At 33.2% G+C, this 20,460-nt stretch carries 15 protein-coding genes; 12 read left to right on the top strand and 3 right to left on the bottom strand.

What is annotated here, in order from left to right; genetic code table 11:
- Window positions 1–4: 4 nt before the first annotated feature.
- Both QWY92_RS06110 and QWY92_RS06105 read right to left on the bottom strand, forming a co-directional pair.
- Window positions 5–3,079, bottom strand: coding sequence for a SusC/RagA family TonB-linked outer membrane protein (locus QWY92_RS06110; protein WP_290269367.1), 3,075 nt, complete (start codon window positions 3,077–3,079; stop codon window positions 5–7).
- Between the two features lie 15 nt (window positions 3,080–3,094).
- Window positions 3,095–4,321, bottom strand: a complete 1,227-nt coding sequence (locus tag QWY92_RS06105) for a M14 family metallopeptidase (RefSeq protein ID WP_290269365.1) — start codon at window positions 4,319–4,321, stop codon at window positions 3,095–3,097.
- Window positions 4,322–4,573: 252 nt separating this feature from the next.
- Between QWY92_RS06105 and QWY92_RS06100 the strand changes: the two genes are divergently transcribed.
- Complete coding sequence (locus QWY92_RS06100) at window positions 4,574–4,975, top strand: MFS transporter (RefSeq protein ID WP_290269363.1); 402 nt, start codon at window positions 4,574–4,576, stop codon at window positions 4,973–4,975.
- Between the two features lie 22 nt (window positions 4,976–4,997).
- Here the strand turns inward: QWY92_RS06100 and QWY92_RS06095 are convergent, their stop codons facing one another.
- Complete coding sequence (locus QWY92_RS06095; RefSeq protein ID WP_290269361.1) at window positions 4,998–6,833, bottom strand: cation:proton antiporter; 1,836 nt, start codon at window positions 6,831–6,833, stop codon at window positions 4,998–5,000.
- A gap of 101 nt (window positions 6,834–6,934) precedes the next feature.
- Here QWY92_RS06095 and QWY92_RS06090 point away from each other — a divergent pair, with 101 nt between their 5' ends.
- The 11 genes from QWY92_RS06090 (at window position 6,935) to QWY92_RS06040 (ending at window position 20,443) form a co-directional block, all read left to right on the top strand.
- Window positions 6,935–7,783: a universal stress protein gene (locus QWY92_RS06090; protein ID WP_290269358.1), complete on the top strand. Its 849-nt coding sequence runs from the start codon at window positions 6,935–6,937 to the stop codon at window positions 7,781–7,783.
- Entirely contained in the window at window positions 7,780–9,975 is a 2,196-nt protein-coding gene (locus QWY92_RS06085; RefSeq protein ID WP_290269356.1) for a SulP family inorganic anion transporter, read from the top strand. The genes QWY92_RS06090 and QWY92_RS06085 overlap by 4 nt, the downstream gene beginning before the upstream one ends.
- A gap of 54 nt (window positions 9,976–10,029) precedes the next feature.
- Entirely contained in the window at window positions 10,030–10,890 is an 861-nt protein-coding gene (locus tag QWY92_RS06080; protein ID WP_290269354.1) for an MBL fold metallo-hydrolase, read from the top strand.
- A gap of 20 nt (window positions 10,891–10,910) precedes the next feature.
- On the top strand, window positions 10,911–12,518 hold the full coding sequence (locus tag QWY92_RS06075; RefSeq protein ID WP_290269352.1) for a S8 family peptidase: 1,608 nt from the start codon (window positions 10,911–10,913) through the stop codon (window positions 12,516–12,518).
- A gap of 56 nt (window positions 12,519–12,574) precedes the next feature.
- Window positions 12,575–14,416 (top strand): M1 family metallopeptidase, encoded by a 1,842-nt coding sequence (locus QWY92_RS06070; protein ID WP_290269997.1) that lies wholly within the window; start codon window positions 12,575–12,577, stop codon window positions 14,414–14,416.
- A 272-nt stretch (window positions 14,417–14,688) separates the two neighbouring features.
- Window positions 14,689–15,534: a hypothetical protein gene (locus tag QWY92_RS06065; protein WP_290269351.1), complete on the top strand. Its 846-nt coding sequence runs from the start codon at window positions 14,689–14,691 to the stop codon at window positions 15,532–15,534.
- A gap of 5 nt (window positions 15,535–15,539) precedes the next feature.
- On the top strand, window positions 15,540–15,944 hold the full coding sequence (locus QWY92_RS06060; protein WP_290269349.1) for a hypothetical protein: 405 nt from the start codon (window positions 15,540–15,542) through the stop codon (window positions 15,942–15,944).
- Between the two features lie 83 nt (window positions 15,945–16,027).
- On the top strand, window positions 16,028–16,402 hold the full coding sequence (rnpA, locus tag QWY92_RS06055) for a ribonuclease P protein component (protein ID WP_290269347.1): 375 nt from the start codon (window positions 16,028–16,030) through the stop codon (window positions 16,400–16,402).
- Between the two features lie 10 nt (window positions 16,403–16,412).
- Complete coding sequence (locus QWY92_RS06050) at window positions 16,413–18,047, top strand: S41 family peptidase (protein WP_290269345.1); 1,635 nt, start codon at window positions 16,413–16,415, stop codon at window positions 18,045–18,047.
- Window positions 18,048–18,148: 101 nt separating this feature from the next.
- Window positions 18,149–19,027, top strand: a complete 879-nt coding sequence (locus tag QWY92_RS06045; RefSeq protein WP_290269343.1) for an OmpA family protein — start codon at window positions 18,149–18,151, stop codon at window positions 19,025–19,027.
- A gap of 3 nt (window positions 19,028–19,030) precedes the next feature.
- A complete protein-coding gene (locus QWY92_RS06040; RefSeq protein ID WP_290269341.1) occupies window positions 19,031–20,443 on the top strand; it encodes a T9SS type B sorting domain-containing protein in 1,413 nt (470 codons plus the stop codon).
- The last annotated feature ends 17 nt before the right edge of the window (window positions 20,444–20,460 follow it).

Raw genomic sequence — 20,460 nt, 5'->3', positions numbered from 1 at the left:
TGAATTAAAAAGTAACAGCAAAGCCTAATGCAAACCTTTTTGTAGTTGGAACGGTTTGATCTCCTAAACCGTTGTCGTTTTCTGGATCGTAGTTTGAATACTTAGGAAAATCTGGTGCATTAAACCATAAATTTCTTCCACTTAAAGTAAGCGTCATCGTTTCAAAAGGTATTTTTGAATTTGTTGCCTTATGAAAAGTATAGCCCAATGCTATTTCACGTAATCTCAGTACAGACCCATCAAAAACACTTAATTCATCTGCATTATAATAATTTGAAAACACGGTTCTTTGCGCGTTTTGCTGTATAGTATTTGGAATTTTATCACCATTTACATCTAACAAAGCTGTGCCTGTAACAGGATCGCCATAAACACCAGGTACTATAAAAGAACCTTCTCTATTTTCTGTATCTCTAGTAACTCCTCTTTCTAATAAATCTTGAACGCCTAAACCAAGAATATCACCACCATGAGTATATTCAAATTGCGCCGATAAGTTGAAGTTTTTATAACTAAAGCTATTAATGGTTGTTAGTGTCCAATCTGGTGTTGGATCACCTATGATAATATCTTCCTTTCCTTGCTCACTACTAATATAAAGTTCGCCAATATCTGGATTTATTAAAAAATTACCTTCATCATCTCTAAGTGCGTAGCTTCCTTTCATTACACCAAAAGGTTGTCCTTCAATAGCAAAACGACCTCTACCTTCTCCATTTATACTTAATTCAAGTTCGCTTTGCGGAAGTGAAACAACTAAAGATTCATAAGCTGTAAAAAGGTTTCTGAAATTCCAATTGAAATTATTTGTTTTAATCACATCGATTCCTAAATCAATTTCTAAACCTTTAGTATCAATTCTACCAGCATTAATAGTTGTTGAAGTATAACCCGTTTCCGGAGCTAGACTTGCTTCTAAAATCTGATCTTCAGAAATACGTTTAAAAGCAGATGCTTCTAAATTAACTCTATTATTAAACAATCTCGCTTCTATACCTAGCTCAAATTCTCGGTGTAACTCCGGACTTAAGTCTGGGTTTGCATATTCATCATCAGAACTATTTGTAACTAACACTTGTCCATTTGCATCTACAAAACGTCTTGGGTTTGTATCCAAAGTTTGTCTTGTTTTAAATCTTGACGGAAATCCAGAAGACGTACCATAAGCACCTCTTAGTTTTAAATAATTTAAGACTTTTGAATTTAAATTAAATGCAGAAGTAGGAATGAATGAAAAAGAAGCCCCTGGATAAAATAATGATTGGTTTTCTTTTTCTACGGTAGATCCCCAGTCGTTTCTTCCAGATAACGTTAAATAGAAAAAACTATCATAACTAAATTCGAATTGACCAAAAGCACCTGCTAAATTTTCGTTATAATCAGAATATGATGCTTGAGTGGTTCTATAATTTCTAGGATTTTGAAAGCCAAACACAATCTGATCAGAAGAATTAGAACTGTGAGATTTTCCTTTTAAAAATTTTGAATTGATACCTATTTGTGAATCTAACCCAATATGTTCTCCTATTTTAAGATTGTTTAAGGCTAAAATAATGCTTTGATCTACGGTAACGGCTTTATCATAATCTAAATCAAGAAACCCGAATTCATTATCTCCAAATCCACCCTTGTTAGAATAATCAAATTCATCTTGTGAATCGTTATCAACACCAGCGCGGTATGATAAACTTAATTTATCAGTAAAATTATATTTAGCATTTATAGTACCAAATACACGAACCACATCATCATACAAGCCTGTGTTATTCATAACCCATAAAGGATTTTCACTAGATCTATAATAAATAGAAGCTCCTGTTTGTGGGTGTTGATACGGCAAGTTTATTAAATCAAGATCTCTAGGAATGAATGTTAATAAATTAAAAATTTCATCTGCTTGTAACCTATTTACCTTTCTGGTAGAATAATTTAAGGTTGCTGACACATTGAAATTATCTGTTAATTTAATTTGCCCTCCAATACCTAAGTTAAAACGTTTTAAATCATTATTACCAATAATACCTTGTTCATCGGTATACCCTACAGACATATTAAAAGCGGTTTTTTCTTGGGTAGAACTTATGTTTGCAGAAGTAATAGTACCTCGTCCTGTATTGAAAAAGTCTTTTACGTTATTTGGTGAAGCCTCATAAGGAATCATTTTATCCTTATATTCAGGAAAAATATCACCATAAATAGCGTACGGATGTGGTACTTCATCTAATTCTGTAAATGCAGGTCCCCAGTTTCCTAAGTTTCCACCAACATAACCAAACTCAGACCCAGCACCATATTTATTTTGATACTCTGGTAAGTTAGCCACTTGGTTAACATAAGTGGTAGTTGATACAGTAGCTTTAAACGATTTTTCTCCCACAACAGCGGCACCACTTTTAGTTTCAATAAGAATCACACCATTTCGACCTTCACTACCGTATAACACAGAAGCGTTTAAACCTTTAAGAACGCTCATGCTTTTAATATCATTAGCATCTAGATCCCCCATAAGTCCAGAGAAAGGCACACCATTAACCACTATTAAAGGTGCATTTGATTGATTAATAGATAAGGACGAACGTATTCTAATACTAGTACCTCCGCCGGTTTCTCCATTTACAGCAGAAATATTAACACCCGCAATTTTACCTTGTAGTGTTCTTGCTAAATCTGCTTCTGGACGTTGTTCTACATCTTCACTATCTAAAGTGGTAATCGCGTAACCTAAGGCTTTTTTAGATTTTTTAATACCTTGTGCTGTAATCACTACTTCAGACAATGCTTCCGTATCTTCTTGTAAAGCGACATTAATCACGGATTGATTGCCCACTGATATTTCCTGTGTTTTATAGCCCACATAACTAATTACCAATACATCGGTTACTGTTTGGGTACTTATACTATAATTTCCGTCAAAATCTGTTGAGGCTCCATTAACAGTACCTTTAATTACCAGGTTGACGCCAGGCAAAGGCAACCCATTGTTATCGCTTACAGTACCTGTAACTGTTTTTTGAGCATAGATACATGCACTACTAGACAGCATAAAAACAAGCACAAAAAAAAGTAATTTTTTGTTCATACGTTTTTGTTTAAATTAATTGTTTGAGTTAGTTAAAATGTTCATCATTTGTTCGGCAGAAACCCGCCCTATCAATGCAATAGTCTCTTTTGGAGTGTGATCTCCTATCTCATAAGTTATTCCAACAGCATTATGGCCATATAAAAACCAGCCTTTTGAAACCGGTTTTGTACTATTTCCGGCGGCTTCATTAACTTTATAATTAGGTATATTAGCTTCTAAAGCTTTAAACCAATCTGAAATAAAATTAGGGTATGTAGTGCCCTCTCTTAATTTATTTGTATAAAATACGTCTTCCCAAGTGGAATGAAAATCTATTCCTAAAACGATTTTGGAATCATTCCTATTTAAAACTTTTTGAATATATTTAACCGCTTGTTTTATTTCTGGTTGATTGTAAACCGCCCAATCCCTATTGGTATCTACCCCATTTGCATTATGCCGCCACTGCCCTAAATCGACTCCATCAGGATTCATTATTGGAAATGCTAAAACATGGTATTTACTTAAAAATGCTTTTGATAATGAAGAATTATTTAAAACAGTTTCCAAAAACTTCTGAAAAGCATAATACCCAGTTACCTCTGGTGGATGCTGTCTAGTTAAAAGCACAATAACATCTTTCCCTTTTAGATTTCCTGTACCCATATTCAGCACAGGTAAATCTTTCCCTAAAGCCGATTTTCCGAAAACCTCATATTTAACAACGTTTTCTTTGTCTTTAATTAATGTTGTGTACCAAGACTTAACATCCTTCGATGATTCTATTACTTGAGCAGCAACAGTTATTGGTGTTTTGGTTAAATTGAGTTTTACGGTAACTATAGAATCTTCTTGAAAAACATTTTCAGTATCAATAATGCGCCAAGTTCCATCTATTTTTAGTTTAGGAATGTATCTATGTTTGTAACCTTTTGGGTATTTAAAAGTAAAATAAAAAGGTTTCGGTTTGCTAGACCATGTATTAAAAGCGTAATAAGCACTATTGTTAATAGGTGTGTTTTCGGGTGAGATTATTACAAAAGCTGTTGAATCGTTTAGTTTTTTAAACCCGTTCAAGCGTGCGCCATCAAATTGATTACTTGCATAAACATCACTATCTTCCAATTGATAGGTTTGTTTTATTTGAACATCAATAGGTTTTGTAGTGGTATCAACAACATTATCAAAACTTACCGTTTTAATAGTTGAGCATGCCACTAAAAAGAAAATACTTAAAACAAAAAATAATGGTTTCATCATTTTTGCAACTTGATAAGTTATGTATATATAAATCTAATTAATTTTTCTCAACTTTAAACTTTTTATTTTTATTTTTTTAAACATTAACTACCTGGCCTATACGAAGGAATATTCAGTTCAATTATTTTTTCGGTTTTAAGTATGATATATTCAGAATAACAATCATCATCCATATGGAAATCATCTTTTACTCTGTAGAAAAAATGTTTAAATTTGCTTACCAACAATATTCTTTTAAAAATATAAAGCGCTATGGAAGAGAAGTTAAAAGTGATTAAAATGATACATTTTGCTTTGTGCGCAGGTTTAGTTATGGCTTATGTTTTTGTAGGAGATGTTACCACGATAAGTTTTAATATGCCGCCCTTAAGCCAATCTAACATCGTTTATGTGCTTATTCCTGTAATCGCTTATATCTTTAGTAATTTCATGTTTAAAACGCAGTTAAAAGCCGCAGATAAAACCTTAAAACCAGAAGCTAATATGGCCGTATATCAAACCGCATCTATAGTTAGATGGGCTATACTTGAAGGTGCCGCGTTTTTAATTTTATTTCTGAATAAAGATTTTGTGCTTTTCGGTATCCTTATCATTATATATTTAGCACTTTTACACCCTACGGAAATTAGAATAGAAATGGATTTGAGTAAGTAAAATGCTTTAAATAAATATTTATTTACTCCTTCTCCATTCCGAAAACTTTTCCTAAATACACCAATTGAAATCCTTTTTCGATAGTTCCAACCGATAAATTATTAGCAGAAAGAATATGTAATTCTCCTTCATTATCCTTTATAAACAAAGGAATAATATCTTCATCTTGTTCGGTGATTTTTATTAAACTTTGGTAATGCGCATCATCTTCTAAAGCTATTTCTTGAATAGAAGGATGTTTACGAGTCACTTCCAATAACCTTGTAAAATCGTCGGTATGACTAAATAAACCTTCTTTCGGATTGTTTCCAGAATCGAGCATTTCTTCGTTAGTAACCAATCTAAACGCGCCATTTTCACCAAACTGTTTGCTAAATTTATCAATAGCAAACTTGTTTATATCCGAATTTCCGGTAAGTGCCATAATATAACCAACATCATTCAATTCAATATTATCCATTAACGAATCGGAATAAATATTAGCACTCATAGCTTCCAATCCATACTCTTTTGCCTTTTGGATGTTACGTTCATTACTATCAATAATTACCACATGCCTTCCACTTTTTTCTAAATAACGACCTAATAATCGGGATACTTTAGAACCTCCAATAATTAAAATACCTTCAGATTTTTTCAAGAAAACCCCAACCATTTTAGCAAATAATCGCGCTGTTGTGGCGTTTAATAAAACCGTTCCTAAAACAATCATAAACACTAAAGGTGTGATATATTCGGCTCCCGAAATACCTTCTTTAGCTAATTTCAAACCAAATAAAGAGGCAATACCTGCAGCAACAATTCCACGTGGACCAACCCAACTTATAAATACGCGTTCATTAAATTTTAAAGAAGACCCTTGTGTACTCATAAAAACTCCAATTGGTCGAATAACAAAAACAATGATGGCAAAAAGTCCAACTGTTTTCCAATCGTAAATCAGCATTAAATCAGACACATTAATATTGGCCGCCAATAGAATAAATAAAATTGAAATTAATAGTACGCTTAGCGATTCTTTAAAATACAGTAATTCTTTTAAATAAGGCGAATTAGAATTCCCTAGAACCATACCCATAACCACTACGGCAAGTAAACCAGACTCGTGTGCAAAAGTATCAGACAGTACAAAAACACCAAGTACAGCAGCCAAAGCAAACACATTTAATAAATAATGTGGCACTAACTTTCTATTAATTATAAAGTTCATGGCGTGAGCAAAAGTAAAACCAAAAGTAAAACCGAAAAGTACAATTTTACCAAATTCAATTAAAGCCGTTTTAGTGAACTCACCTCCAGCATCTACACTTATAAATTCGAAAACCAATACGGCAACTAACGCACCAATAGGATCTATTAAAATCCCTTCCCATTTTAAAACGGCCGATACATCTTTTTTCATCGGAATATTTCTTAAAATAGGTGTAATCACCGTTGGTCCCGTTACAATAATTAATGCCGAAAATAAATATGAAATTTGCCAGCTTAAAAGGAAAACGTAATGAGCCGCCAAGGCTGCTCCAAAAAACGTAATTGCCGATCCTATGGTAATTAATTTTGTAATTACAGGACCTACATTTTTAATTTCGCTAAATTTTAAAGTCAGTCCGCCCTCAAATAAAATAACACTAATAGCCAAAGACACGAAATAAAATAAACTTTCTCCAGGAAATAAACCTTTGGTGCCATTCCATATAGGTTCTATCCATTTACTTCCATCCTCACTTAAAAATTCGGCGGCAATAGGCCCTACTAATAAACCTATTAAAATAAGCGGTAAAATAGCCGGAATTTTAAATTTCCATGCTACCCATTGTGCTAAAATGCCTAAAATTATTATTCCTGCTAGTTCTATCATATATAATATTCTATAAAAAAAGACTAATTTAAGTAAAACAGACGACTTGTTGTTTTTAAAAAATGTTATCTTTCAACTTTGAGTAAAAAATAGCAAAACCCGTGAGTTTAAAGCCTTTTAAAAGTATTGGAATTGGTGTAGCATTTTCACCAAACCTAAAAGCGAACCTTTTTGAGGCCGCTAGATTGTCTGTGTTTTTTGATGCAAAACTATTTTTAATTCATGTCGGCGAACCCTCTGACGATAAAACAAATACACTTCACGATTTTCTAACAAGCTTTGAAAAAGACCATTTAAACTTTGAAATTGTATTTAAAACCGGAAACCCTGTAGATGTGATTTTATCTACTTCGGAAGAAAAAAAAATAGATTTACTTATTCTTGGTGCGGTACAGCGTGAACGCTTTTTAAAATATTACGTCGGTTCTATTGCTCGAAAAATTACACGCCAAGCCAATTGTTCTATTTTATTACTTATAAAACCATCAGTTGTTAGATCGCCCTGTCAACATATTGTGGTTAATGGTTTAAAAGACCCGAAAACAGAAAACACCATTACGGCAGCTTTTTACGTGGCCAACCAATTAAACGCTAAAAAAATAACTATTGTTGAAGAAATAAACGAAGATCAAATTACTGTAAAAGTTGACGATGATAAATCATTACGCCGTGCAACTATTATAAAAGAACGTATTACACTTCGCGAAAACTCAAGAATAAAGGAAATTATAAGTCATATTCCAAAAGAACACACCATTGATAGAAACATAAAATTGCAGCCTATTTTTGGGCAAAAAGGGTATTCCATCGGTCATTATGCTCAAATTTCACGTGCCGATTTATTAATTATGAATGCACCCACCAAAATGACGTTTTGGGATCGCTTATTTCCACATGATATTGAGCATATTTTAACTGAACTACCAACCGATGTGTTAATTTTACAATGATTCAGAAAAAAAACAACATAAAAGATTTTTTAAAAACCTTACCTAAAAATATATTCTCTGGCTTTGTGGTTAGCCTTATTGCGCTACCATTAGGTTTAGGACTTGCCATGGCCAGTGATGCGCCGCCAATTTCAGGAATTATCGCCGCCGTTATTGGTGGTATAACCGTTTCTATTTTAGGGGGAAGCAATGTTACCATTGTAGGCCCCGGAAATGGTTTAGTTGGTGTTATTTTAGTTGCCATAACCACGCTAGGGTTGCAAGACGCCTATATGGCCATTGTCTTTTCGGGCGTACTTTTAATGGGACTTGGGTTTTTACGCATGGGTGCTTTAGCTAATTTTTTCCCATCGTCCGCCATTCAAGGCATGTTAGCTGCTATTGGGCTTATTATTTTAGGAAAACAATTCCATATTATGTTTGCGCATAAAATAAAGCGCGAAGACACCATAGATTATCTTCTAGAAATTCCATTTACCATAAACGATGCGTTACATTACGAAAGTAAAGGCCTTGTTTTTGCCGCTTTAGCCGGTGTACTAAGTTTGGCTATTATGCTCTTTTATTCAAAAATTAGAAATAAATATTTACAGCTTATTCCTGCTCCTATGTGGATTGTTATTTTATCCATTGCATTTAGTTATTATTTCGAAATTGGTTTGCACGAGCCCAACCCTATTGCCAAGGAATACATGATTTCGGGCATACCGAGTATTCAAAATATTATTGCGGAAATTCCAACACCAAATTTTAATGGTATATGGAGTTTCTCTTTTTGGGCAAGCGTTTTGGCGCTTACACTTATTGCAAGTATAGAATCACTTTTAAGTATAAAAGCCGTAGATAAATTGGACCCTGAAAAAAGACGTTCCAATGTTAACCGAGATTTAAAAGCTTTAGGTTTAGCCACCATAGGTAGTGGTTTTTTAGGCGGTTTAAATGTGGTTACCGTAATTGCACGAAGCTCGGTAAATGTTAACAATGGTGCCACCAACCGATCGTCAAATTTTTTCCATGCCTTTTTCTTGGTCTTATTTATTGTGCTTTTTAGTACGCAACTCACACGTATTCCGTTACCCGCTTTAATGGCTATTTTGGTATATACAGGCTATAAATTGGCCTCACCAAATGTAATAACCAAAATATTTTCTATAGGAAAAGAGCAACTCATTATATTTTTTGTCACTTTAATTATTACCTTAAAAATTGGACTTATTTCAGGAATTATTTCTGGAGTCATTACCACATTAATCATTCATATTATCATTAATAAAAGTGCTAGTTTGTTTATTAGAAACCTACTAAAACCAAATGTTTTAATGTATCAAGAAACTGGAGAGCAGCATAACTATTACGTTAGTGTAAAGCATTTTTGTAGCTTTTTAAATTATTACAAACTTAAAGAGCAACTAGATAACGTGCCCGAAAACCAGGATATTATTGTTGATTTTTCACTCTGTAAATTTGTAGATCATACCGTAATGGAGAACATGAATAATTACCGAGAATTGTTTAAAAAACGCGGCGGTCATTTTGATGTTATTGGTTTAGATATGCATGATACCGACTCTAAACACCCTTTCGCTTTACGCCGTATGCTTCCGGTGCCAAAAATTATTAAAAACAACCTTACTAGGCGTCAAACTAGTATGGAAACTTTAGCTGCCGATTATGATTATAATTACAGTGCTGAACATGAAAAAGAGGTATCATTCTTAAATAACTTCAAATTTTTCAATACCAAACACATCGATCATGTTTATAATAAATTATCGCATAAGGATAAAAGGATGAAACTTTTTGATATTGAATTTTCCGAAGGAGAATTTATAGCCAAAGAAGTGATTAGAAAAACCATGCTTTATATTAACTTAGATAAACAAATTCCAGAATTTACTTTAGATAAAGAAGGTTTTTTAGAAAAAGTATCGGCCCTTGCTGGTATGAAAGATATTGATATTGAAAACCATGACGATTTCTCGGATCGTTTCTATCTTTTAGGAGAGAATGTTACCGAAATTAGTGCCTTTTTTGATGATGATATCACGCACTTTTTCGAAAGCAATCCATACTATCACGTTGAATCTAACGGCTCTGCACTACTTGTTTTTGGTAGACAACGCTTGGCAGGCATGAAAGAAATAAAAGCATTATTCGATTTTGGAAAACGTTTAAAAGCCGTTATTTCTTAATATATTCTTAACGTTTTTACCGATTAACAATAGATTCCGTAATTTTACACTCTTATGAACTTATACCCTATTAATTCCGGCAATTTTAAACTCGATGGTGGCGCTATGTTTGGCGTGGTACCAAAATCATTATGGCAACGTACCAACCCAGCAGACGCCAATAATATGATCGATATTGCGGCTCGTTGCCTCCTTATTGAAGATGGCAATAGGCTTATTTTAATCGATACCGGTATGGGGAATAAACAATCGGATAAATTTTTCGGGTATTATCACCTTTGGGGAGACGATACTTTAGAAAAATCTTTAAAAACCCACGGTTTCCATCCCGATGATATTACCGATGTATTTTTAACACACCTGCATTTCGATCATTCTGGTGGTTGTGTGCAATGGAATAAGGATAGAACCGGCTACGAACCCGTTTTCAAAAATGCACATTATTGGAGTAACGAAGACCATTGGCAATGGGCAACACAACCAAATAATAGAGAAAAAGCTTCTTTTTTAAAAGAAAATATTCTTCCTTTTGAAGAAAGCGGACAATTAAAATTTACGCAACTTCCTGAAACCAATTTACTTAAAAATTCAACCTTAGGATTTGATATCTTTTTTGCCGATGGCCACACCGATAAACAAATGATTCCGTTAATAAATTACAACGGAAAAACCATCGCCTTCATGGCCGATTTATTACCCACCGTTGGCCATTTACCAATACCTTTCGTAATGGGTTATGATACCAGACCCTTGCTAACTTTAGACGAAAAAGAACACTTTCTAAACCTAGCCGCTGATAATAATTACTACTTGTTTTTAGAGCATGATGCTCACAACGAAATTATTACGGTAAAACACACCGAAAAGGGCGTGCGCCTTAACAACACATTTTCAACCCAAGACATTTTCAAATAAATAATTATTAAACTTCAAACATGAACACATTAAAAGCAATCACATGTTCTGCATTTGCAGCACTATTAATTTCTAGCTGTGGCGGTGCAGCCGATATTATTTCAACACCTCTTGAAAATATCGATAATACTCCTTTAAAAGTTTCGGATTTAACCGAAATTGAAAAACACAATTGGGGACATTTAGATTTAGTAAAAGATACCATTCCTGGAATGAGTGTTGATAAAGCTTATGCCGAAATCATAAAAAATAAAAAAGGAAAAAAAGTTATTGTTGCCGTTATCGATTCTGGAATTGATATTGACCATGAAGATTTAAATGATGTTATTTGGACCAATAAAAAAGAAATTCCAAACAACGGCATAGACGACGATAAAAATGGTTACATCGATGATATTCATGGATGGAATTTTCTAGGTGAAGCCTATAATGAACAACTAGAATTTGTTAGAATTTTAGCAAAAGGTGATACCAGCGATCCTGTTTATGCAAAAGCACAAGCAGAATACGATGAAGATTATCAAAAATACATGGGTTATAAAAATAATTACGACCAAATGTTATTGCAAATTTCAAATGCCGATGCCGCATTAGCTAAGCATTTAAACAAAACAGACTATACTAAAGCAGATGTAAACAGTATTAAAACCGAAGATGAAACATTATCACGTTCAGTTCAAATTGCAAAATACTTTTATAGCAATGGCTTAGAATCTTTAAGTGAAGGAAAAGAAGAATTATCGAATAGCTTAAATCAAATAAACGATCGTTTAAATTATAACTTAAACAAAGATTTTAAAGGCCGTATAAATGGTGATGATGCCGATGATATGTCGACAAAATTTTACGGAAACGGAAATGTAAAACCTTCTGTTAAAACCGAAAGTCATGGTACACACGTTGCTGGTATTATTGCTGCAGAACGCAACAATGGTAAAGGTGTAAATGGTGTTGCTAATAATGTTGAAATTATGAGCATTAGAGCCGTACCAAATGGCGATGAATACGATAAAGATATTGCTTTAGCTATTCGTTACGCTGTAGATAATGGCGCGTCTATTATAAATGGAAGTTTTGGTAAATACTACTCACCACACAGTGATTGGGTACGTGATGCTATTGCTTACGCCGGGAAAAACGATGTTCTTTTTGTAAATGCTGCTGGTAACGAAGGTATTAATTTAGATGAAAAAGATGTATATCCAAACGATGCTGTTGGCGTTGGTCCAGAAGTATCAGATACTTTTATTACTGTTGGTGCTTTAGAGCCTAAATACGGTTCGGGTATTGTTGCAGGATTTTCTAACTACGGAAAAATAAATGTAGATGTATTTGCTCCTGGAGCAAAAGTATATTCTACAGTACCAGAAAACGAATACGATACTAAAGGAGGAACATCTATGGCTGCACCTGCGGTTGCTGGTGTTGCTGCGTTAATCCGTTCGTACTATCCAAAATTAAGTGCTGCGCAAGTAAAGCAAGTTTTAATGGATTCTGGCTTAGCTGTAAAAAGTAAAGTGATTGTTGGTGGCGAAACGAGTAATGTAAAACCTTTTGGCGATTTAGTAAAATCGTCTAAAATGGTCAACGCTTATAACGCTCTAATAATGGCCTCAAAAATGAAATAATTAACAATTAAAAAGAGGCTTTAAACTGCCTCTTTTTTTATTTTCAATAGATTATGATGAAACACATTTATATTTCAGTTTTAAGTATCGCCTTGTTTTGGTCTTGTTCTACTACCAAAAGTGTAACAACAGATTCTAACACATCTCCGGTACTTAATTCTCCTGCAACAAGCACGTATTGGCAACAACATGTAGATTATAAAATGGCTATTGATATGGATGTTAACACCTATCAATACCAAGGAAAACAAACGTTGGTTTACACCAATAATTCACCCGATGTTTTAGATCGTGTGTACTATCATTTATTTTTTAATGCCTTTCAACCTGGCAGCGAAATGGATGTACGTTCGCAAACTATTGCCGATCCAGATGCGCGTGTTGGAAACCGAATTGGAAACCTAAAACCAAACGAAATTGGTTATATAAAAGTAAACAGCTTAAAGCAAAATGGTACAACTTTAAAACATGAAACTGTAGGAACCGTGTTAGAAGTAGCGTTAGCAAAACCTATACAACCTGGTGAAAAAGTAACTTTTACTATGGATTTTGACGCGCAAGTTCCTGCACAAATACGTAGAACAGGCAGAAACAGTGCTGAAGGTGTCGCATTATCTATGTCGCAATGGTACCCAAAATTGGCTGAATATGATTTTGAAGGTTGGCATGCCGACCCATATATCGGACGTGAATTTCACGGTGTTTGGGGAGATTTTGATGTAAAATTAACCATTGATAAAGATTATACTGTTGGCGGATCGGGCTATTTACAAAACCCAAACCAAATTGGTCATGGTTATGAAACAGGAACGGTTACCAAACCGAATACTGATAAATTAACTTGGCATTTTATAGCACCAAACGTACACGATTTTACTTGGGCTGCCGATAAAGATTATATTCATGATACTATGCAAGTGCCAAATGGCCCGCTTTTACATTTTTTATATAAAAATACGTTAGATGCCGAGCATAAAGGGTATTGGAAAAAAATGCAACCAAAAACAGTGGAGTTAATGCAATATTTTAGCGAAAATATTGGTAAATACCCATACAAACAGTATTCAGTAATTCAAGGTGGCGATGGCGGTATGGAATACGCTATGAGCACACTAATTACAGGAAATAGAACCTATGGTAGTTTAGTTGGTGTTACCGCACATGAGTTAGCACACACTTGGTTTCAGTTTTTATTAGCCTCTAACGAGTCGAAACACGAATGGATGGACGAAGGTTTTACTACCTACATTAGCAACTGGGCCATGAACGAGGTTATGAACGAGAATAAAGAAAACCCCATAGCATCCTCATACAGAGGTTATATTTCTTTAGCAAATTCTGGTAAAGAGCAACCCTTAACTACACATTCCGATCGTTATGCTTATAACCGTTCATACAGTATTGCGGCTTACAGCAAAGGCGCCGTGTTTTTAAGTCAGTTAGGTTATGTTATTGGTTCTGAAAACTTAAAGAAAACCATAAAAAAATACTTTACTGATTTTGCTTTTAAACATCCTAAACCACTAGATATTGTACGCACCGCTGAACGTGTTTCTGGTTTAGAACTAGATTGGTATTTAACAGATTTCGGACAAACCACAAACACTATAGATTACGCTATAGAAAGCATTAACGGAAAAGCCATTACTTTAAATAGAATTGGTTTAATGCCAATGCCTATAGATTTAAAAGTAACTTATGTAGATGGTTCTTCGGAAGATTTTTACATTCCGTTACAAATGATGCGTGGCGAAAAACCAACCACAGCCACTATAATAAAAGATTGGGCTTGGGCATACCCTACTTATACCTTTGAAGCTTCAAAAGCTGTAAAAACAGTTGAAATTGATCCTTCGGGCTTAATGGCAGACGTAAACCCTTCCAATAATAAAAAGTAAAATATTTTAAGTAAATTTATTAAAGCCTTTTCGTTTAAACGGAAAGGCTTTTTTTATGCAAACCACTAATAAAAACCTATTTATAACACAACTTAAATAATTATATATCAACACAATAAAAAAATAATTAACTGAAATAAGCTTATAAAAAGAATCATTTTATGGGAAAAATTTCATATTTTAGTTAAAGTCAAATTACCCCAATTTATCTACACGTACTTATTTTCAAATTTGGTTCATTATTAATTTAACCAACAAAATCTTATCAAGCCATGATAAAATATCTGAAAATTTACAGCCTTGCATTTCTCTTCATTATAAGCGCATCTAGCTGTGCAAACCTAAAACATGTAAATGCTTATGCTTCGGAATCGTTAGAAGCTATTCAATATTTCGAAACTTTAAATTATAGTTTTCAACAAGCGTGTTTAGATAAATGTGTAGAAAAAAAAATAATAAATTTAGAATTTCGAAATGTAAACTGCCCCTGCGAAGCCGAAAAAGAGGCGGATAGTATCAGTCTAAAAATTTATAGTTCAATATATGGTTATTTTGATGGCCTTTCAAAATTATCAGATAATGCTTTAACCTCTTACAAAACCGATGCTTTAACCAATGCCTTATCCGAAGGACAATTTGGTTCGGTTCTTATAGAAACGGAACAAGTAGAATCCTATTCAAAAATATCTAAAATTTTAATTGATGCCTTCACTAATTCATATAGAAAAAGGAAAATTAAAACCTATGTAAAAAATGCAAATACGCCTCTTAAAACCTTAATTTCATTTTTAGATTTTAATATTTCAGAAAACTTAAATGGTAAATTAAAGGTAAAAAAAGAACGCATAAAATCGGATTATCTTGATTTAGTAAATGATTCGTCACTTTCGAGTTTTGAACAACGCAACGCTATAAAAGAATATTATAATACCCTCCAAAATATAGAACAGCAGCAAGCCATATTTTTAGCATATTCTACAACACTCTCTGTAATTTCCGATGGTCATCAACAATTATATGATGATATAGAAAACTTAACGGTAAAAGAAATACAACAGCACCTTTTTCAGTCGGCTAGTGAAATTAAATCTGTTATTTCCGAATTAAAAAAAATATAGAAACCATGGCAAAATTAACTTCAAAACAAGCGAATAAATTGGCTAATTATTTTTTAACGCTAGCGCAAGCCATGGGAAACTATCGGGTTTTAAACTATCAAAACTTAACCAAACTTCAGCATAAAAAATTAAGAGAAACTCATAAAAAAACCCTCGATTATTCTGATGATTTATTCACCATGTCGGCACAATTAAGTATGGATGATATTTCAGATTCTTTTGAGACTTTAAATGCTATTACTACCAAAATTGAAACTTCATATCAATCTTTAAAAGATGTTCAAAAAGCCATCAATATTTCCACTCAAGTCGTTACACTTGGCGCTTCCATTTTCAGTTTAAATACACAGGCAATTGCGAGCTCTTTAGGAAACTTAAAAGATGCCATTAAAACCGATGAGGAAGCTTAATTTTATTTAAACAAAACATTTACAGAAAACCACTTCGCGCCCATTTTTTAATTTGCTTACCTTTGGAGCATAAAATAAACGCATTGAGTTTCGCATACCCACAAAAAGAGAAATTAAAAAGCAAAAAGCTAATAGATAAACTGTTTACCGAAGGAAAATCGGTTTCGGTATATCCGTTACGCATGATGTATTTATCTACCGTTTTTGAAGATGATGTTTTAACAAAAACAGGTGTTTCGGCAAGTAAACGCCATTTTAAAAAGGCGCCTGATAGAAACCGTATAAAACGTTTGCTAAGAGAATCTTACCGACTAAATAAAGCCGAGTATTTTAACAATTTAACCGCACCACATGCGTTTATGATTTTGTACATTGGCAAAGAAAAACCTACTTTTTCACAAGTTGAAAACAAAATGAAATTGTTGTTCGAAAAATTTTCAAATAAGATTTCTGAATAAAAATTGACCCATGAAACACTTTTTCAAAAAGAAAATAATTATTCCTGTGATAGCTGGCATGCTTTTATTAACAACGTCTGCCTTTAAAAACGACTTTTTTGAAATAGCCAAACAGCTAGAAATTTTTACCACATTATTCAAAGAACTTAATATGAATTATGTGGATGAAACCAACCCTGGAGATTTAATGGATACCGCTATAAAAAGCATGTTAGCCAATTTGGATCCGTATACCACATTTATGAACGAGCAAGATGTGGAGGCTGCTAGAATTAACAATACTGGTGATTACACAGGTATTGGCGCAAAAATTAAGACCCATAAAGATAAGCTCGTTGTTGTAGAACCTTATAAAGATTATCCGGCCGATAAAGCGGGCTTAAAAGCGGGTGATGAAATTATAAAAGTTGGCGATGTTTTAATAGAAACTTATAAAGATTATGCTGGCGATTTACTAAAAGGTGCTCCTAATTCTTCCGTAGAAGTCACTTATAAACGTCAAGGAAAAACACAAACAGCAACCATAAAACGTGCCGAAGTAGAAATTAAAGCCGTACCCTACTTTTCACTAATTAACGATAAAACAGGCTATATTGTGCTTAGTAAATTTAATAATAAAGCACATAAGGAAACCTTGTATGCTTTACGAGATTTAAAAGCACAAGGTGCCGAAAGTATTGTTTTAGATTTACGTGGAAATCCAGGTGGCTTATTAAATGAAGCCATTAAAATTGTGAATCTTTTTGTACCAAAAGGGCAATTAGTAGTAACTACAAAATCGAAAGTTAAAAAATATAATAAAACCTATTACACGCAGGATGAACCTACGGATCTTAACATACCTGTTGTGGTTTTAATTAACGGCCGTTCGGCATCGGCAAGCGAGATTGTTTCTGGAGCTTTACAAGATTTAGATCGCGCTGTAGTTGTGGGCTCTCGTAGTTTTGGAAAAGGCTTAGTGCAACGCCCCAAAATACTGACTTATGGTACGCAAGTAAAAATTACTATTTCAAGATATTACACCCCTTCGGGCCGTTGTATCCAGGCTTTAGATTATTGGCATCGAGATGAAAAAGGCGAAGCCGTTCGTGTAAAACAAGAACAATATAATTCGTTTAAAACAAAAAATGGTCGTGAAGTTTTTGATGGCGGCGGTGTTTATCCAGATGTACTTGTAGGAGCAACTAAAAAATCACCTGTAGCAACAGCTATCCTAGATAACGATCTTGTTTTTAATTATGCAACCGATTACTATTACAAGCATAATATTGAAAATATAGACAACTTTGAATTTTCGGATTCTGATTTTTCAGATTTTAAAACTTATCTAAAAACTGCAAATTTCTCTTTTGAAACAGATACTGAAAAAGCCCTTTATAAAGCTTTTGAAACGGCTACTAAGGAAGAATTAAACGATAATATTGAAAAGGATTTTAATACCCTTATTTCAAACTTAAAACAATCGAAATCGGATGTAATCGACGAAAATAAAGACTTTTTAATGGAAGCCTTAACCGAAGATATTGTGAAGCATTATGTTTATAGAGAAGGTTTATTCGATTACTATAAAACCCATGATGCGCGTATAAAAAAAGCAACCGAAATACTTAATAATCCTGCTAAATACGCCGAATACTTAAAATAAATAGTTAACTGTTAATAACGGTTTAAGATTAATAAAATTCGGTCATTTTTTTAAGAGCTCTTAAAATCTGTATCTTTATACCCACAATAGGCTCCAAAACTATGTATAAACACGTTTTATCAATCTTTTTTCTTTTTAATATTGGTATCACCTTTTCACAAAGTGAATTCAACCACGACGTTTATTTTGATACCGATAAATTTAAAGTGCCATCAACTGAAGAAAGCAGGTTGCTCCTTTTTATTTCATCCTTATCTGATATTGATATTGAATCCATTTCCATCTATGGCTTTTGTGATGATGTTGGTGCCGATAGTTATAACCTTATACTATCTCAACAACGAGCTAACGCTATAAAAACAATATTTTCTAACTATGAAATTAATGAAGATTTAATTAGCAATGTGGATGGTAAAGGCGAAATTTTACTGAAAATTATTAAAGATGCTAATGTTTTAAACATTCGTGGTTTAAATCGAAAAGTTGAAATTATAGTAAAGCCAAAACCTCCTGTTGTTGAAAAAGTTATCGAAGAAGAAGTTATACCTGTTGAAATACCAGAAACGCCAAAAATTCCAAAAAACACAAAAGAAAAACTAGAAGGAGAACTTAAAATTGGCGACAAAATAGTTTTAGATAATATTCTATTTAAAACCGGATATAGCACCATTTTACCAGCATCTAAAAAAACATTAGATACTATAGCTCAAGTTTTATTAGACCGAAAAAACTTATATTTTACCATACAAGGCCACGTGTGTTGTACACAAAATAGTCGTGACGCAATAGATAGAAAAACAAAAGAACGTAACCTATCGGAAACGCGCGCCAAATACGTTTACGAATTTTTAGCAAAAAAAGGTATTAACAAACGTCGTATGCGTTACATGGGCATGCGCCGGAAATTTCCGCTTGGTGGCGATCCAAAATTAGATAGACGGGTAGAAGTTTTAATAACCTATGTAGGCGATTCTAACTAATTTATGATACACAGAAAAACATATTATTTATGGGTTTGTCTGTGTACATTTACAATCTGTATACAAGCTCAAAATACGGCCATTCCAGATGCGAATTTTGAACAAGCTTTAATAAATTTAGGTTTCGATTCAGGGCCGTTAGACCAATTAGTTCCTACAGTCAACATCAGCAGTATAACAAATTTAGATGTTGCCGATTCAAATATTTCAGACCTTACTGGTATTGCAGATTTCAAAGCTTTATCTATACTGAATTGCTCTAAAAATAATATTTCAAGTTTAGATATTTCAACCAATACACAACTTACCGAACTCTATTGTAATACTAATATAATTAGTACTTTAGATGTTACTACTTTACCTCTATTGAAAATATTTTGGTGTGATAATAATCAACTTTCCGAGCTAGATATTAACAAGAATATTAATTTAATTTCTTTGGTTTGCGATGCAAATAAATTAAACTATTTACAAACAAATAATAATACAAAACTCACCATATTATCTTGTGCTAATAACCAATTAAACAGCTTAAATATTTCTAAAAACACCAATTTAAATTCCTTATTAGTAAATAATAATGAACTGTCTTTTTTAGATCTTTCTAATCAATCTATTCTCACTATTCTAAATTGTAGTTTTAATAATTTGGTAGATTTAGAACTTGCCGCTGTTAATAAACTACGGGTTTTAAACTGTGCTAACAACTCCATAAAACAACTTGATTTATCTAAAAATAGCGACTTAACCACCTTAGATTGTAACACTAACGACCTGTGTTTACTCAATTTAAAAAATGGAATAAATTCAAAACTAAATAGCGTAGATTTTAGCTTTAATACCAATTTACAATGTGTGGTTGTAGATAATGTTTCTAATAATCATTCCGGTTGGCAACCTAGTACATTTTCAAGTTATGTAAATTCTGCTGCAGATTGCACTATTAATGTTCCGGTAGATACTTTAAATAATGTTGTAGGTATGAGTTATACTTTACCCCCATTAATTAACGGAAATTATTATACTGAACCTAGCGGAAGTGGTTTAAAATTAAGCCCTGGCGAAGTTATTAACAAGTCTCAAACTATATTTATTTATAATGAAACGGTTTGTGATACTAACCAATCTTTCTTTACGGTTACTATTTTAGGCGAAGGCTTTTATATTCCGAAATATTTTACGCCAAATAACGACGGAAACCACGATTTCTGGCAGGTTTATGACGCTTTAAACCTTGTAGAACGCATTCATATTTTTAACCGTAATGGGAAGCTTTTAAAAAGTATGGACTCTAAAAACTTAGGTTGGAATGGTTTGTATAATAATCAACCCATGCCATCTACAGATTATTGGTATGTTATTACTTTAAAAACTAAAGAGACCTTAAAAGGGCATTTTACACTTAAACGCTTTTGAAATTGTTAAAAAATGAA

This window comes from Algibacter miyuki (assembly GCF_030409805.1).
Classification (GTDB): Bacteria; Bacteroidota; Bacteroidia; order Flavobacteriales; family Flavobacteriaceae; genus Algibacter; species Algibacter miyuki.
This window is presented reverse-complemented; position numbering and strand designations above follow the sequence as displayed.

Excerpts from the sequence above, each read along its gene's own strand:
- QWY92_RS06050 (WP_290269345.1), top strand. The coding sequence starts at position 16,413 with ATGAAACACTTTTTCAAAAAGAAAATAATTATTCCTGTGATAGCTGGC.
- QWY92_RS06045 (WP_290269343.1), top strand. The coding sequence starts at position 18,149 with ATGTATAAACACGTTTTATCAATCTTTTTTCTTTTTAATATTGGTATC.
- QWY92_RS06105 (WP_290269365.1), bottom strand. The coding sequence starts at position 4,321 with ATGATGAAACCATTATTTTTTGTTTTAAGTATTTTCTTTTTAGTGGCA.
- QWY92_RS06095 (WP_290269361.1), bottom strand. The coding sequence starts at position 6,833 with ATGATAGAACTAGCAGGAATAATAATTTTAGGCATTTTAGCACAATGG.
- QWY92_RS06065 (WP_290269351.1), top strand. The coding sequence starts at position 14,689 with ATGATAAAATATCTGAAAATTTACAGCCTTGCATTTCTCTTCATTATA.
- QWY92_RS06085 (WP_290269356.1), top strand. The coding sequence starts at position 7,780 with ATGATTCAGAAAAAAAACAACATAAAAGATTTTTTAAAAACCTTACCT.
- QWY92_RS06040 (WP_290269341.1), top strand. The coding sequence starts at position 19,031 with ATGATACACAGAAAAACATATTATTTATGGGTTTGTCTGTGTACATTT.
- QWY92_RS06070 (WP_290269997.1), top strand. The coding sequence starts at position 12,575 with ATGAAACACATTTATATTTCAGTTTTAAGTATCGCCTTGTTTTGGTCT.
- QWY92_RS06100 (WP_290269363.1), top strand. The coding sequence starts at position 4,574 with ATGGAAGAGAAGTTAAAAGTGATTAAAATGATACATTTTGCTTTGTGC.
- QWY92_RS06110 (WP_290269367.1), bottom strand. The coding sequence starts at position 3,079 with ATGAACAAAAAATTACTTTTTTTTGTGCTTGTTTTTATGCTGTCTAGT.
- QWY92_RS06080 (WP_290269354.1), top strand. The coding sequence starts at position 10,030 with ATGAACTTATACCCTATTAATTCCGGCAATTTTAAACTCGATGGTGGC.
- QWY92_RS06060 (WP_290269349.1), top strand. The coding sequence starts at position 15,540 with ATGGCAAAATTAACTTCAAAACAAGCGAATAAATTGGCTAATTATTTT.
- QWY92_RS06075 (WP_290269352.1), top strand. The coding sequence starts at position 10,911 with ATGAACACATTAAAAGCAATCACATGTTCTGCATTTGCAGCACTATTA.